This is a genomic window from Microbacterium sp. 22303 (genome assembly GCF_052045265.1).
Classification (GTDB): domain Bacteria; phylum Actinomycetota; class Actinomycetes; order Actinomycetales; family Microbacteriaceae; genus Microbacterium.
Genome location: NZ_JBQEOQ010000003.1, coordinates 174,570 through 188,972, shown reverse-complemented (window position 1 = coordinate 188,972; position 14,403 = coordinate 174,570). Strand labels below are relative to the sequence as shown.

The 14,403-nt window shown below is 69.7% G+C and carries 13 protein-coding genes and 1 riboswitch; of the genes, 2 read left to right on the top strand and 11 right to left on the bottom strand.

Going from position 1 to position 14,403, the window contains the following annotated elements:
- The first annotated feature begins 9 nt into the window (after positions 1-9).
- Positions 10-927: a LysR substrate-binding domain-containing protein gene (locus ACTJI8_RS10400; protein ID WP_440733362.1), complete on the top strand. Its 918-nt coding sequence runs from the start codon at positions 10-12 to the stop codon at positions 925-927.
- A gap of 24 nt (positions 928-951) precedes the next feature.
- On the opposite strand, the gene ACTJI8_RS10395 is transcribed toward ACTJI8_RS10400, so the two are convergent.
- The 10 genes from ACTJI8_RS10395 to ACTJI8_RS10350 form a co-directional block, all read right to left on the bottom strand.
- Positions 952-2,892 (bottom strand): primary-amine oxidase, encoded by a 1,941-nt coding sequence (locus ACTJI8_RS10395; protein WP_440733361.1) that lies wholly within the window; start codon positions 2,890-2,892, stop codon positions 952-954.
- An 81-nt stretch (positions 2,893-2,973) separates the two neighbouring features.
- Complete coding sequence (locus ACTJI8_RS10390) at positions 2,974-4,506, bottom strand: APC family permease (protein ID WP_440733360.1); 1,533 nt, start codon at positions 4,504-4,506, stop codon at positions 2,974-2,976.
- Positions 4,507-4,685: 179 nt separating this feature from the next.
- Positions 4,686-6,143, bottom strand: a complete 1,458-nt coding sequence (locus ACTJI8_RS10385; RefSeq protein ID WP_440733359.1) for an MFS transporter — start codon at positions 6,141-6,143, stop codon at positions 4,686-4,688.
- Between the two features lie 185 nt (positions 6,144-6,328).
- The gene (locus ACTJI8_RS10380) at positions 6,329-6,685 is read right to left on the bottom strand and encodes a Fe-S protein (protein ID WP_440733358.1); all 357 of its coding nucleotides are present in this window, start codon (positions 6,683-6,685) and stop codon (positions 6,329-6,331) included.
- 113 nt (positions 6,686-6,798) lie between these two features.
- On the bottom strand, positions 6,799-7,272 hold the full coding sequence (gene ribH / locus ACTJI8_RS10375) for a 6,7-dimethyl-8-ribityllumazine synthase (protein ID WP_440733357.1): 474 nt from the start codon (positions 7,270-7,272) through the stop codon (positions 6,799-6,801).
- Complete coding sequence (gene ribA, locus ACTJI8_RS10370; RefSeq protein ID WP_440733356.1) at positions 7,269-8,558, bottom strand: GTP cyclohydrolase II; 1,290 nt, start codon at positions 8,556-8,558, stop codon at positions 7,269-7,271. The genes ribH and ribA overlap by 4 nt, the downstream gene beginning before the upstream one ends.
- Complete coding sequence (locus ACTJI8_RS10365; protein WP_440733355.1) at positions 8,555-9,235, bottom strand: riboflavin synthase; 681 nt, start codon at positions 9,233-9,235, stop codon at positions 8,555-8,557. The genes ribA and ACTJI8_RS10365 overlap by 4 nt, the downstream gene beginning before the upstream one ends.
- Positions 9,235-10,362 carry a bifunctional diaminohydroxyphosphoribosylaminopyrimidine deaminase/5-amino-6-(5-phosphoribosylamino)uracil reductase RibD gene (gene ribD, locus ACTJI8_RS10360; RefSeq protein WP_440733354.1) on the bottom strand — a complete coding sequence of 376 codons (1,128 nt, stop codon included), beginning with the start codon at positions 10,360-10,362 and terminating at the stop codon, positions 9,235-9,237. Before ribD ends, ACTJI8_RS10365 begins: the two co-directional genes overlap by 1 nt.
- A gap of 53 nt (positions 10,363-10,415) precedes the next feature.
- Positions 10,416-10,565: riboswitch (FMN riboswitch) on the bottom strand.
- An 81-nt stretch (positions 10,566-10,646) separates the two neighbouring features.
- Positions 10,647-11,522 (bottom strand): Fpg/Nei family DNA glycosylase, encoded by an 876-nt coding sequence (locus tag ACTJI8_RS10355; protein WP_440733353.1) that lies wholly within the window; start codon positions 11,520-11,522, stop codon positions 10,647-10,649.
- A gap of 77 nt (positions 11,523-11,599) precedes the next feature.
- A complete protein-coding gene (locus tag ACTJI8_RS10350) occupies positions 11,600-12,169 on the bottom strand; it encodes a GNAT family N-acetyltransferase (protein WP_440733352.1) in 570 nt (189 codons plus the stop codon).
- Positions 12,170-12,417: 248 nt separating this feature from the next.
- Between ACTJI8_RS10350 and ACTJI8_RS10345 the strand changes: the two genes are divergently transcribed.
- Positions 12,418-13,296 (top strand): endonuclease domain-containing protein, encoded by an 879-nt coding sequence (locus ACTJI8_RS10345; protein WP_440733351.1) that lies wholly within the window; start codon positions 12,418-12,420, stop codon positions 13,294-13,296.
- Between the two features lie 54 nt (positions 13,297-13,350).
- On the opposite strand, the gene trpS is transcribed toward ACTJI8_RS10345, so the two are convergent.
- The gene (gene trpS / locus ACTJI8_RS10340) at positions 13,351-14,355 is read right to left on the bottom strand and encodes a tryptophan--tRNA ligase (RefSeq protein WP_440733350.1); all 1,005 of its coding nucleotides are present in this window, start codon (positions 14,353-14,355) and stop codon (positions 13,351-13,353) included.
- Positions 14,356-14,403: the final 48 nt, after the last annotated feature.

Sequence of the window (14,403 nt, the reverse complement as noted above, 5' to 3'; positions counted from 1 at the left end):
TCTTTCGCCATGGCCCGACTGCAGAGCGCCGACATGACCCTCGTCCAGCTGAGGTACTTCGTCACGGCGGCGATGCATCGCTCGATGACCGAGGCATCGATCGACCTGCACGTCGCTCAGTCCGCCGTGTCGACCGCGATCGCGCAGCTCGAGCGCTCGCTCGGCGTGCAGTTGTTCGTGCGGCAGCGCAGCAAGGGGCTCGCGCTGACGGAGGCAGGGGAGCAGCTGCTGCATGACGCGCAGTCGGTGCTCGCCCAGGTCGAGGAGATGACCGACACCGCCCGCGGACATCACCACCAGGTGCGCGGCACGCTGCGGCTGGCGTGCTTCGTCACGCTCGCGCCGTTCGTGCTGCCACGGCTGATCTCCCGCGTCGAGCAGGAGCATCCGGAGCTGCGGATCGAGATCATCGAGGCCGACATGGAGGGCACCACCGACCTGCTGCTGTCCGGCGCGGTCGAGGGCGGGATCGTCTATGACTTCGGCCGGGTGCACGACCTTGCGTTCGATCCGCTGTTCTCCGCGCCGCCGCACGTGATCCTCGCGGCCGATCATCCTCTCGCGACGCGTGAGGAGGTCGCGCTCACCGAACTCGCCGACTCCGAGCTGGTGCTGCTGGATCTGGCGCAGTCGCGCGAGTACTTCCTGGGGATGCTGGAGGGCGCGGGCGTGATTCCGCGAGTGCGGTACAGCTCGCACAGCTACGAGACCGTGCGCTCCCTGGTCGCCCGCGGGCACGGCTACTCGATACTGAACCAGGTGCCGCTCGCGCCGCTCACGTACGACGGGGGAGAGTTGCGGGCGCTCCGGATCGCGGGGGATGCGCCTGCCCTCGAGGTGTGCTTCGCCCGCGTGGCGCGGGTGCGGCCGACGGCCAGGACGCGCGCCGTGGCAGCCCTGGCCCGCGAGCTCTTCGGCACAGCGTGAGGCTCGCGGGCTGAGGTTCGTCCGTCAGCAGTGGCACTCGCCCTCGGCGCAGTGCGCGCAGGCGTGGCCGCTCGGCGACGGCGGCACGTCGAGCGCCGGGTTCTGGTCGAAGAAGCCGGTCGGCTTGAGCGTGAAGCCGGTGTAGTCCACCGGCATGATCGGCCAGTCCTCGGTGCGCGGGAAGTGCGTCAGGCCGAAGCTGTGCCAGAGCACGATGTCCTCGCCGTCGATCCCGCGGTCCGCCTTCTGGTATTCCGGGAGGCCGGGGGATCCGACGCTCTGGTTCACGAAGTCGCCGGCGGGGTAGCGCTCGCCCTCCGCGTAGCGGGTGACCCAGAGGTGCTCGGTCGCGAAGGCCGCGCGCTTGCTGATCGAGGATCCGTCGGCCGCCGCCAGGGTCGGCTGACCCTCGGGGAACAGCGTGTACGCGACGGGCTCGCCGACGTGGTTGTGCTTCTCGGTGTTGACGATCTCCCACACTCGGCCGAGCGATCCGTCCGCGCGCAGGCGCCCCTCGGACTCTCGCCCGATCACGCGACGGGAGCGGCTGAACGCATTGCCGTGCGGGTTGCCCTCGCCCTGCGGAACGCGCTTCAGGTCGAGCTCGTGCACGGCGTTGCTCTCGCCGTCGACCGACATGTCGAGCCGCGCGCAGAACAGGTGCTGGTGGAACGGTGCGGCGAGGCCCGGCGCGATCTGAGATGCGTACGGGTAGCCCTCGCCGGGGTAGCGCGCGGTGAACACGATGCCCGTGGCCTTGGCCTCGAACTGGATCGTGCCGTCCAGGTAGAAGTACCAATAGAAGCCATAGTCGTAGTTGCCGACGGTCGTGAAGAAGCTCACCACGAGGCGACGCTGCCGCCGCGAGGAGCGGTGCTGCGCCCACTCGTCGGTGTGCTTCCAGAGCAGGCCGAAGTCCTCCTCATGGATGCAGATGCCCTGGGAGATCTCCCGCGGGTTGCCGAAGTCGTCCGCGACGACGGGGGAGAGGTAGGTGATCTCGCCGAGGCAGTCGCAGCCGAGCTCGAGCGAGTTCGCGTCGCGTCCGACGAGGTACTCGCCGGTGTCGAAGTAGTTCTGCCAGGAGCGGTAGGGAGCCGGATCTCCGTAGGGAACGACCATCTCGGCGATCGAGGCGCGCTCGACGATGGAGCGGCGCACACCGTGGTCGTCGAAGCCGATCTGGCCGAGGATCAGTCCCTCGCGGGCGTCGAAGCCCACGTGCAGGTCCCACTTCTGCCAGCGCAGCACGTTGCCCTCGAGCGTGAAGCTCGGCCCCTCGGGCTGCACGATGTGCAGCGGCTTGAGGTCGGTGCGGAGCGCGCCGGTGAGCTCCGGGCTCTCGAAGTTGCCGTTCGTCAGCGGGTCGTCGCTCGGGCCGTCGTCGATGATCCGGACGACTTTGCGCTCGATCATGTCGACGAACGCGACCAGCTGGTCGACCGGGTGGCCCCAGGCGTAGTCGTGCTCGTCGCGCTGCACGAACGCGAGTCCGCGGAGCAGGCGCTTGCCCTCCTCGCCGTCGTAGTCGAAGATGCCCGCGCTCAGCGGTGCGACGCGCACGCCGTCCGGCGTGAGTCCGCGGGAGGCGAGGGCTGCCTGCCAGCCCGGATCGGCTTTCAGGATCCCCTCGATCGCCTCGAACTCCTCGATCAGCACGGGAGCCTGGCCGGTCAGCGCCGGGTCGACATCGACCGCCGAGAGCGTGCTCGCGGTGCCGAGGTCGATCAGAACATCACTGGTCGCGCCCGTGGCCGTGTCGAGCAGGATCGCGCGCGCCTCGCGCGGAGTCGCTCCACCGGCGCGGAGCGCGGCCTTGGCCGGCTCGTGGAGTGAGAGGTACGCAACCCGCACGGTCTCGCCGAGGCGGCCCTCGGCGACCAGGTGGTCGCGCGCCGCGGTGATCTCGGCGGCGCTCAGCGGATCCAGCGGGTGTGCCGGCGGGGTGTTCAGAGGGGTGCTCACGGTATCTCCTTCGGGGCGAGCCGCGGCGGGCTCGGGGCGACGGTTCTGGTCTGCAGGGGTCGGCGCGTCCGACCTCTTCGGTCAGGCTTCGCGGGCCTGGGCGGCGACGGCTTCGAGATCAGCCGCGGATGCGGTGGCCGGGTCCTCGGGAGCGTATCCGGGGCGGCGCCGCTCGTACAGGTAGCCGACGACGGCGAGCACGGTGATCACGACGAGGGTGCCGATCGTGAAGGTCTCGAACGTGCCGCGGTCCACACCCCAGGTGTCGACGAAGTCGTACTTCACGCCGAGCACTCCCTCGAGGGTGCCGGGGAACACGGCGACCCAGGAGCCGAGCACGACCCAGGCGTAGATCACGACCGTGCAGACCCACAGCCCCGCACGTCCGCCCGGGACGCGGAACGGACGATGCACGTCCGGGTACTTCTTCCGCAGCGCGATGACGGTCGGGAAGATCACCAGGTAGGACAGCAGCAGCGTCGAGATCGCGACCGTCAGCACGACCGTGAAGACGTCGGCGCTGCCGCCCTTCAGCAACAGGGTCGCGGCGACGCAGAAGACGGTCGCGATGATGCCGGAGAGCAGATTCATCCGCACCGGGGTGCCGAGGCGCGGGGAGAACTTCCCGAAGTAGCGGAAGAACGCGCCGTCGGCGCCGGCCGCGGCCTGCACCCGATCGGAGGCGATCATCCAGGCGCTGGCCTGGGTCAGCACGACGAACACGAACAGCAGCGCGGCGATGAACATCAGCGGTCCGGACGCGGCGCCGTAGACGGTGAAGACCTCCTTGAACGCGTCCAGCAGGCCGCTCGCACCCTGCACCTTCTCGGCGGGCAGCACCGCGAGGATCGCGAAGATCGGCACGAGGTAGCACAGGATCGAGACCAGGCCCGAGGTGGCGACGGCACGGGGGACGTCCTTCTGCGGGTCGCGCATCTCCTCGGCGGCGCCGTTCGGGGCCTCGAAGCCGACGACAGCGAACAGGATCACCGGCGTGACGGCGAGGAAGCCGCCGACGGTGGGGGAGAAGTCGCCCACCGCGTAGCCGTGCACGCCGTTCTTCGCCGCGTAGACGACCACCGTGACGACGAAGATCACGAGCAGCGCGACCTTGACGATGCCGCCCGCGGCGACGATGTGCTTGCCGTACTGCAGGCCGACGATCGCGGTTGCGATCGCGATCCAGATGAACGCGACCTTGAACAGCAGGTCGACCGGCGATCCATCCGGCAGCGGGGAGATGTAGGCGTTCCAGGTCGCCGCGGAGATGAACACGAGCGACCCGCCCATCCACAGCGGGTTGGTGATCCAGTAGAACATCGTCGAGATCGCCGCGGCGAGCTTGCCGTACGCGAGGCGCACCCATACGAACGGGCCGCCCTCCTCGTGGAAGGCGCTGCCGAGCTCGGCGACCACGAGCGCGTACGGCAGCAGGAACGTGATGCCGATCACGAGGGTCCAGGTGAACGCCTCCGCGCCGCCGCCGGCCGCGATCTGCGCGACGGTGTCGATCGCGATGATCGCGCTGATCGACAGCAGGACGATGTCCAGTCGTCCCAGCGTCTTTCGGAAGTTCTGGGTACGAATCGCGGATGTGGCGATCTCAACGCTCATCGGGGACTCCTCTGTCCGAGCCATGGCTGATCCTCGCTGCCCCGATCGCGAGATGCGACGGGAGCCTTCTTCGGGTGGTGGTCTCAGTCAAGCGCGCGGATTCGAATCACGCCAATACACAGATACGCGGCGCTGCATCAAGGGAAATGATGCAGCGCCGCGCACGGGCGAGTGCCGGATCAAGGGAGAGTGGGCACGCCCAGATCGTCCTCGTAGGCGTGGTCCTTGGTCTCGGGGATCAGGATCAGCGCGATGAGGGTGAGCACCGCCATCGACGACAGGTAGATGCCGACCAGGACGGGCGAGCCGTCCGCGAGCTGCCACAGCCACACCGCGATGAGCGGGGCCACGGCGGCGCCGAGGATGGACGACACGTTGTACGCGACCGCCGAGCCCGTGTAGCGCACGTTGGTGGGGAACAGCTCGGGCAGCAAGGCGCCCATCGGGCCGAATGTCGTGCCCATGAGCAGGAAGCCGAGGATCAGGAACGACTGGGTCAGCACCACGGCGAACGGCTCGCCGGCGTGCTGTCCGAGGAACAGCGGGAACGTGAAGCCGAACAGGATGATCGCGATCGTCGTCCAGATCAGCAGTTTGCGGCGGCCGATCCGATCGGCCCAGGGGCCGGAGAGCAGTGTGAAGATTCCGAAGAAGACGACGCCGATGATCTGCATCACCACGAAGTCGGTGTAGCCGAAGCCCTGGCCGGGGTAGAACTGCGCCGCGAACGCGGCGGGGTCGAACGGGGCGCCCTTCGCCTCTGCGGCCTTCTGCGCCGCGGCGGACGCGATCTCCACCGACCACGGCTTGGTGCCGAACGAGAGGGTGAAGTTCGTCATCAGGTAGAACAGCACATACGTGGCGAGCATCACGAAGGTGCCGAGGATGAGGTGCTTCCAGTGATGACGGAACACCGTGGCGAGCGGCAGCTTGCGGATCGTGCCCTTGTCCTCGGCGCGCTTGAAGGTCTCCGACTCCACGAGCTTGAGACGCACCCACAGCCCGATGATCACCATCACGGCGGAGAACAGGAACGGCACGCGCCAGCCCCAGCTGAGGAATGCCTCCGACTTCAGCGTCGGGTCGGAGGCGTGCGGCAGCAGCGCATTGATGGTCAGGAACAGGCCGTTCGCGATGATGAAGCCGAGCGGGGCGCCGAGCTGGGGGAAGGATCCGTACCAGGCGCGCTTTCCCTCGGGGGCGTTCTCGGTGGCGACCAGCGCAGCCCCCGACCACTCGCCGCCCAGCGCGAAGCCCTGCGCCAGGCGCAGGATCAGCAGCAGCAGCGCCGCCCACCAGTTGATCTGCTGAAACGTCGGCAGCAGGCCGATGAGGAAGGTGGCGATGCCCATCGTGAGCAGAGAGGCGACGAGGGTGGCTTTGCGCCCGTACCGATCGCCGAAGTGGCCGAACACCATGGCGCCGATGGGGCGCGCGATCATCGCGGCGCCGAACACGCCGAACGAGGCGAGCAACGCGGTCGTGTCGTTGCCGGTCGGGAAGAACAGGATCGGGAAGACGAGCACCGCGGCGGTCGCGTAGACGTAGAAGTCGTAGAACTCGATCGTCGTGCCGATGAGGCTCGCGAGGATCACCCGCGATCGGGGGTTGGCGGGTGCGGTCGTGGCGGTGCTCATGCAGTCCTCCGGTCGGTGCGTCGAATGCGCTCGTCGGGTCCCCAGCCGTGCGACGAGCACGGGGGAGTCTACGCCTGGCGTTCAGCGAATCCACAGGTGGACACGCGAGCACGGCGGAGTGTGACGGCGACGCGCGTCGGATCCCGCGCTCTACAACCCCATGGAGGGGAGAGGTCAGCGCGGCGTCACCAGATGGCGGCGATGCCGGCGTTCGCGGCGGTCAGGATGCCGACGAGCCAGAACATCGCCGGCGGGACGGCCTGGCCGCGCTTCTGCCGGGCCGAGCCGATGCCGATCAACGCGCCGATGATCAGCAGGATCACGAGCTTGGTGCCGATCTTGGCGTAGTTCATGCTCGCGCCCTCGGGCAGTCCCCACGGGGCGGCGAGCACGAGCCCGGCGACGCCGGCGATCGCGAGACCGGTGTTCATGAGGCCGGTCATCTGCTTCTTGCCGCCGAAGGCCTGCACGGCCCACGCGCCGAACAGTGTCGCGAAGCCGATCAGATGGACGAACAGCACGATGTGGCGCAGGGTTTCCATGACCTCAGGCTAGGCCTGGGATCGCTCCGGCACCAGGAAGGCGCACCTCATCGCGCGTTCAGCCGGAGCAGTCGTCCGAGTGTGGACGCCGTGGGCGTTCCGTGTCGCGGCGATCAGCCCCGCAACGACCGGATGACCTGAGCGGTGCGCAAGGCGGCGTCGGCCGCCTCTGCGCCCTTGTCCTCCTTCGAGTCCTCGAGGCCGGCACGCTCCAGGCCCTGCTGCTCATCGTCCAGCGTCAGCACGCCGAAGCCGACGGGCTTGCCGGCGTCGAGCGCGACCCGGGTGAGGCCATCAGTGGTGGCCGCCGAGACGTACTCGAAGTGCGGGGTGCCGCCGCGGATGATCACGCCGAGCGCGACCACCGCGTCCGCACCGCCCGCGAAGGCGGCCTGCGCGGCCACGGCCAGCTCGAACGAACCGGGGACGCGCACCAGACGGTGGTTCGCCCCTGTCTCCTCGAGCACGCGCTGGGCACCCGCGATGAGGCCGTCCGTGATCGTCTCGTGCCAGGTGCCGGCGACGATCACGACATTGAGCCCGGTCGCGTCGATTCCGCCGGTGGTGGGTGCTCCTGCGCCGCTCATTCGTCGTCCCTTCCGTTCTCCGCACCATTGGCGGCCAGGGCGGCGGCGAGCTCGGACTCGCCGATGATGTGGCCCATGCGGTCGCGCTTGGTCTCGAGGTACTGGTGGTTGTTGGGGCCGACTCCGACGATCAGCGGCACCTGCTCGATGACATCGAGCCCCAGTTCGCGCAGCTGCGCGACCTTGTCCGTGTTGTTCGTCAGAAGGCGCACCTTCCTCACACCGAGGTCGGTGAGGATCCCGGCCGCCGCGGCGTAGTCGCGGGCGTCGGCGGGGAGGCCCAGCGCGAGGTTGGCATCGACCGTGTCGAGGCCCTCCTCCTGCAGGGCGTACGCGCGCAGCTTGTTGATCAGGCCGATGCCGCGTCCCTCGTGGCCTCGCATGTAGATGACGATGCCACCCTCCTGCTCGATCGCGTCGAGGGCCGCCTCCAGCTGCGGGCCGCATTCGCACTTGAGGGATCCGAACGCCTCGCCCGTCAGGCACTCCGAGTGCACCCGCACCAGCGCCGTCTCCGTCGGCTCGCCTGAGACGACCGCGATGTGGTCGGTGCCGGTGATGCGGTCCTTGTAGGCGAGGAAACGGAACACGCCGTGCGTCGTGGGCACGGTGGCGTCGGCGCGCAGGCTCACCCGGCGACGGGTGTTGTTGGCGACGCAGTCGGCCTCGTCCCGTGGGTCGACCTCGTTGAGATGCGCGATCAGCTGCTCGATCGTGATCACGGGGATCCCGTCGCGCTCGCCGAGCTCCATCAGTCCGGGCAGACGCATCATGCTGCCGTCCTCGGCGACGACCTCAGCGATCGCGCCGACCGGGCGCAGACCGGCCAGCCGCATCAGCTCGACGGCCGCCTCGGTGTGTCCGCCGCGCTGGCGCACCCCGCCGTCGACCGCACGCAGGGGCAGCACGTGCCCCGGACGGATGAGGTCGTTCGGCAGGGACGCCGCGTCGGCCAGCACGTTCAAAGTGCGGGCACGGTCGGCGGCGCTGATGCCGGTGGTGACGCCGGAGGCTGCGTCGACGCTGATCGTGTACGCGGTGCTGCGCGCGTCCTCGTTGGCCTCGACCATCGGGGGCAGGTTCAGCGCGTCGGCGATGTCGGCGGGCATGGGTGCGCACAGGTACCCGGAGGTCCAGCGCACGGTCCATGCGATCCACTCGGGGGTCGCGAGCTCGGCCGAGAGGATGACGTCGCCTTCGTTCTCGCGGTTCTCGTCATCCGCGACGAGCACGGGGCGGCCGGCGCGGAGCGACTCCAGCGCCTCGGCGATCGTGGAAAGGCTCATCGCGAGCCTCCTTCCGGTGTGGCGGCGCGGTCGGCGCCGGCGTCTGCGGCACGGAACGCGAGCAGCCGCTCGACGTGCCGGGCGAGGATGTCGGTCTCCAGGTTCACCCGGTCGCCGACGGCGCGGGATCCGAGCGTGGTCGCCGCGAGGGTCTCGGGGATGAGCGAAACCTCGAACCAGTCCTGTGGGGTTGAATCGGTCCCTGAGCCTGTCGAAGGGGGCTCGCTGACTGCGCTCACGGTCAGCGATGTGCCGTCGACCGAGATGGATCCCTTGTCCACGACGAGCGGGGCGAGGTCGTGCGGCAGCGAGATGCGCAGCACGCTCCACTGTGCACCGGGCCGCACCTCGAGCACTTCACCGACGCCGTCGACGTGGCCCTGCACGATGTGGCCGCCGAGGCGGGCGCCGACCGGCATCGCCTTCTCGATGTTCACCCGCGTGCCCACCGTCGCGCCGCCGATCGCGGCGACATCGAGCGTCTGCTTCATGACGTCGGTGTCGAAGGTGTCGGAGGTGGATCCGACCACGGTGAGGCACACGCCGCTCACGGCGATGGACTCGCCGTGCACCGCGTCGGACGCGGCCTTCGGGGCGCGCACGGTCAGGCGCCAGCCGTCGCCGGCGGGCGTGATCGCAGTGATCTCGCCGATCTCCTCGATGATTCCGGTGAACATCAGGCTTCTCCTTCGCTCCGGGAGGGGTCGTTCCGGGAGGTGTTCTCGTCTGCGGGGACGGCGTTCACCGTCGCGTCGTTTTCGGCGGCTTCGTCGGCGGCGGCGGCCGCCTGGGCGGCGGCCGGCCGGGCGATCGCCAGCAGATCCGGGCCGAGCGGCAGCCACTCATCGACGACCAGGCGCCGGGCTTCACCGATCGAGGACACGCCGATGTCGCCGAGGGCCAGCTTCGGTCCGCCGATCAGCACGGGGGCCAGGTAGGCCAGGACCTCGTCCATCAGCCCTTCGGCGAGGAACGCACTGGCCAGGGTCGGCCCGCCTTCCACGAAGACGCGCTGGATCCCACGATCGCGGAGATCCGCGAGGATCGCCGTGAGGTCGTGCTCGGTGTAGAACAGCGGCGCGTGCGGATGGCGGCGCACGGCGGCCTCGGCGGGAGTCTCCCTCGCGCCGATGACCACGGGGACGGGCTGGCGGGGGAGCAGGGCATCGCCGTCGCGGGCGGTGAGGGCAGGGTCGTCGGCCAGCACCGTGCCGGTGCCCACGATGATCGCGTCGGCCGCGGCACGACGGCGGTGCACGTCGGCGCGGGCCGCGGGGCCGGTGATCCATTGGCTGGATCCGTCCGCCGCGGCGGCGCGGCCGTCCAGGCTCTGCGCCCACTTCACCGTCACATGCGGACGGCCGAGGCGCTGCACCGTGAGCCAGTCGCCGATCAGAGCCTCGGCGGCGTCGGCCTGCTCACCGGCGACGACGTCGAGGCCGGCGGCGCGCATCCGCTCCGCGCCGCCGCCGGATCGCACGCCAGGATCGTCGAGCGCGTAGACGACGCGGGCCACGCCGGCGTCGATGAGTGCCTGGGCGCACGGACCGGTGCGGCCGGTGTGATTGCACGGTTCGAGCGTCACCACGGCGGTCGCGCCGCGGAGCTCGGCCGGCGCGAGCTTCGAGAGCGCATCGACCTCGGCGTGCGGGGTTCCCGCGCCACGGTGCCAGCCCTCGGCGAGCACGTCGCCGGTGGGGGAGAGGATCACGGCGCCGACCTGCGGGTTCAGCCCGCGCGGGCCGCGGCGCGCGATCTCGAGCGCGTGCGTCATCGCCGCCCGCTCCGCCGCTGTCGCCGTCATGTCGCCTTCTTCATCCTGGTCCAGATCACCGGGGTCGGGGCGCACGTCGATCGTGCGTGCTGCCTCTCATCCGGACTCGCGAGCCTTCGCTCGCATCACCGTCGGTCCCGGAATTGCGCCGGATCGGCCTCGGATCCGTGTCGGATCCTCGGTTCGCGGACTGTCACCGCCGGTTCGGATTCTCACCGACCCCGGAGCACGTTGTGTTGCTCTCAGCTTAGTCAACGCGCGGATGCCGGTTTCATTCCGGCGGATGCATCTGTGACGCCCCATGTCGTTCCGGCTCACTTCAGCAGCCGTGACAGCCGACGGTCCGCGAGCACCTTGCCGCCGGTCTGGCAGGTGGGGCAGTACTCCAGCGATCGGTCGGCGAAGAACACACTGCGCACCGTGTCGCCGCACACCGGGCAGGGTTCCCCCCTGCGGGCGTGCACCTGCATCCCTCGTCGTTTCGCGTCCTTGAGTTCGGCTGGCGGCTTGCCGCTCGCCTCTGCCACTGCCTCACGCAACGTCGACTGCATCGCGTCGTACAGCCCGGTGACCTCTGCCTCATTTAGACCACCGGCGGGCGCGTAGGGCGACATCCTGGCGGCGTGCAGGATCTCGTCCGAGTAGGCGTTGCCGATGCCGCCGATCACCGCCTGGTCCCGCAGCAGACCTTTGATCTGCGTGCGCCGGCCCTCGAGCAGCGCCGCGAACACGTCGCGGGTGAAGGACGGATCCAACGGGTCAGGCCCCAGTCGTGCGATGCCGGGAACGTCGGCCGGATAGCGGACGACGTACACGGCGAGGGACTTCTTCGTGCCCGCCTCGGTGAGGTCGAAGCCGCTGCCGTCGTCGAACGCGATCCGCAACGCGATCGGCGACTTGCCCGGGCGGATCAGCGTGGTGGGGAGGGCGTCGTACCAGCGCAGCCATCCGGCCTTGGCGAGGTGGAAGACGAGGTGTAGGTGCGGTTCGGTGTCGCTCTTCAGCGTCAGATCCACGAATTTCCCGTGGCGTGCTGCACCGTCGATCTGTGACCCCGCCAGTGCGGTCACGGGCGGGTCGAAGGTCTTCAGCGCCGCGATCGCCGACACCGAGGCGCGGGTGATGGTGAGCCCGACCGCGCGCTCCGCGAGGAAGTCGACCAGCCCCTGCACCTCAGGCATCTCCGGCATGGGATCATCCTGCCACCCCCGTGCGACATCCGGGCAGGGCGGTCCGGATGACGGCCGCCGAACGCTCAGGGGAGGGCTCAGCCGAGGTCGATCGGCCAGTCCACGGGAGCGCGGTCGTCGCTGCGCAGCAGCGCGCCGCTCCATCCGTCGTCCCGGCCTCGCGGCCCCGACAGTCCCTGCCGCAGGAGGCCTTCGTAGCGGAACCCGAGCGCCCGGGCGCTCCGCGCCGACGGCACGTTGCCGACCACGGCGCGCCACCGGATTCGGGCGAGACCCAGCTCGGCGAATCCCCAGTCGATCACGGCGCGAGCGGCCTCGGTGAGGTATCCGCGTCCGCGCGCAGGCGCGGCCACCCAGTAGCCGAGCTCGGCGTCGCCGCCCGTCGGGTGCTCGACGATGTGATGCAGTCCGATCGACGCGATCAGCGTGCCGTTGGCGTACGCCGCCCACACCGTCTGGGATCCGTCCTCCCACCACTCACCGACGAGCCGGACGTAGTCTTCGGCGTCCGCGCGACCGTAGGGGCTCGGCACAGTGGTCCAGCGCGGGATCTCCGGGTCCTGGCACGCCTCCGAGATCGCTTCGACGTCGGCGGAGGTCGGGGCGCGCAGGACCAGGCGAGGTGTGCGCAGCTCGACCGGTTCCATCGGTTCAGCCTAGGCCCGCCGCCCGGCCCGGATCGTCCACGTGCGTGCGAAACTCAGTCGATCCCGCCGCAGAACCGATCGACGAGGTCATCCGGTGCGCGATCGACTGAGTTCGGAACGGCGAGTGCCCGAGCCCGGAACTGGCGACGCCGTCCGCATCGTCCTGCACAGGCGCGGCAGAATCCGCAGTCTTCACAGATTCCGGCGGCGAGAGCCCATGGCAACTCGCGAACGGCCACCCTCGGGGGATGATCGACCAGCGATTCAGGACCTTCGAACTGCGCGCCCAGGGGTATACCGGCAGGATGATCGCGCAGGCGGTGCAGTATGGGACGCTGATCCGGCTGCGACAGGGGCAGTACACGACGGCGCGCTGCCCGGAGTTCGCGCTCGAGGCGGGACGGTTCGGCGGGCGGGCCGACTGCGTGAGTGCGCTCGCGCTCGCCGGCGTCTTCGTCCGCGAACGGCATCCGCTGCACCTGCAGATGACGCCGCACTCCTCGCATCACGCTCTCCCCTCGGCACTGATCGTCCGGCACTGGCGGGCGTGCTCCGCGCCCTGGAACGACCTCGCCGTCCCCCTCGTCGATGCACTCGCGCAATCGCTCGCCTGCCAGGAACCGCGGGACGCCGTGGCGTCGCTGGACAGCGCCCTGCATCAGGGGCTGATCGACCTCGACGGGCTCGACGAGGTCTTCGAGCTCGCCCCCCGGCGCACGCGCGTGCTCCGTCGCCTCGTGGACGGGCGGGCGGAGTCCGGACCGGAGACGCTCGTGCGCATCGCCGCCCGCGCGCTGGGGTTCGATGTCGCCGTGCAGGTGCTGTTCGACTTCGGCCGGGTGGATCTGCTGCTCGACGGCTGGCTCGTGGTCGAGTGCGACTCCCGGGCGCATCACGAGGACTGGGCGCAGCGGCGCCGCGACTACGCGCGGGACCGCCAGGCGGCGGCGCAGGGACTCTGCGTGCTGCGACTGATCGCCGAGGACATCATGTACGACCGAGAGGGCGTGGTGGCGGCGCTGCGGGGCATGCGCGGCTTCCGACCGGCACGCCGCCGCAGCGTCACGAACTCAGTCGATCTCGGGGCCCGATCGCAGAACGCGCCGGCGCAGCACCGGATCGACTGAGTTCGGCACGCCGAAGCACGCCGAACACCGCCGAGCACCCGCCCGACCGCCGACTCAGACTCGGCGGAGCAGGCCGACCTTGTCGTACACCTGGGCGAGGGTCCGGTCGGCGACTTCGTCGGCGCGGGCGGCGTTGGCGGCGAGGATCCGGTCCAGCTCGGCGGGATCCGCGAGCAGCTCGTTCGCGCGGTCGCGCACCGGGCCGAACTCGTTCACGACGACCTCGGCGAGCCCCTTCTTGAAGTCGCCATAGCCGCGGCCCGCGTACTCGTCCTCGATGGACGCGATCTGACGGCCGGTGAGGGCTGCGTAGATCGTCAGCAGGTTGGAGACGCCGGGCTTGTCCTCGCGGTCGTACCGGACGGATCCTTCGTTGTCGGTCACGGCGCGCATGATCTTCTTCGCCGACTTGGCCGGGTCGTCCAGCAGCCACAGCACGCCGGCGTCCGACTCGGCCGACTTCGACATCTTCGAGGTGGGGCTCTGCAGGTCGTAGATGCGCGCGGTGTCCTTCTGGATCACCGGGATCGGCACCACGAACGTCTCGCCGTAGCGCGCGTTGAACCGCTCCGCGAGGTCGCGGGTCAGCTCGACGTGCTGCTTCTGATCGTCGCCCACCGGCACGACATCCGTCTGGTAGAGCAGGATGTCGGCGGCCATCAGCACCGGGTACGTGAACAGGCCGACCGAGGTCGCGTCGGTGCCGTACCGTGCCGACTTGTCCTTGAACTGGGTCATGCGACCGGCCTCGCCGAACCCGGTAATGGTCGACAGGATCCAGGCGAGCTCGGCATGCGCGCGCACATGCGACTGCACGTACAGCGTCGACTTCGACGGCTCGATCCCCGCCGCGATGTACTGGGCGGCGGTGCGGCGGGTCTTCTCCCGCAGCTCCGCCGGGTCGTTCGGCTGGGTCAGCGCGTGCAGGTCGACCACGGAGAAGAACGCGTCGTAGGAGTTCTGCAGGTCCCGCCACTGCAGCAGCGCCCCGATGTAGTTGCCGGCCTGGAGGGAGTCGGCGGAGGGCTGCATTCCGGAGTAGAGGCGGGGTTTCGTCACAGAACAATCCTATGGGGACGGGATCGAGCGCCCGACCGTGCGTTCGGT

Excerpts from the sequence above, each read along its gene's own strand:
- ACTJI8_RS10400 (WP_440733362.1), top strand. The coding sequence starts at position 10 with ATGGCCCGACTGCAGAGCGCCGACATGACCCTCGTCCAGCTGAGGTAC.
- ACTJI8_RS10390 (WP_440733360.1), bottom strand. The coding sequence starts at position 4,506 with ATGAGCGTTGAGATCGCCACATCCGCGATTCGTACCCAGAACTTCCGA.
- ACTJI8_RS10385 (WP_440733359.1), bottom strand. The coding sequence starts at position 6,143 with ATGAGCACCGCCACGACCGCACCCGCCAACCCCCGATCGCGGGTGATC.
- ACTJI8_RS10380 (WP_440733358.1), bottom strand. The coding sequence starts at position 6,685 with ATGGAAACCCTGCGCCACATCGTGCTGTTCGTCCATCTGATCGGCTTC.
- ribH (WP_440733357.1), bottom strand. The coding sequence starts at position 7,272 with ATGAGCGGCGCAGGAGCACCCACCACCGGCGGAATCGACGCGACCGGG.
- ribA (WP_440733356.1), bottom strand. The coding sequence starts at position 8,558 with ATGAGCCTTTCCACGATCGCCGAGGCGCTGGAGTCGCTCCGCGCCGGC.
- ACTJI8_RS10365 (WP_440733355.1), bottom strand. The coding sequence starts at position 9,235 with ATGTTCACCGGAATCATCGAGGAGATCGGCGAGATCACTGCGATCACG.
- ribD (WP_440733354.1), bottom strand. The coding sequence starts at position 10,362 with ATGACGGCGACAGCGGCGGAGCGGGCGGCGATGACGCACGCGCTCGAG.
- ACTJI8_RS10355 (WP_440733353.1), bottom strand. The coding sequence starts at position 11,522 with ATGCCGGAGATGCCTGAGGTGCAGGGGCTGGTCGACTTCCTCGCGGAG.
- ACTJI8_RS10350 (WP_440733352.1), bottom strand. The coding sequence starts at position 12,169 with ATGGAACCGGTCGAGCTGCGCACACCTCGCCTGGTCCTGCGCGCCCCG.
- ACTJI8_RS10345 (WP_440733351.1), top strand. The coding sequence starts at position 12,418 with ATGATCGACCAGCGATTCAGGACCTTCGAACTGCGCGCCCAGGGGTAT.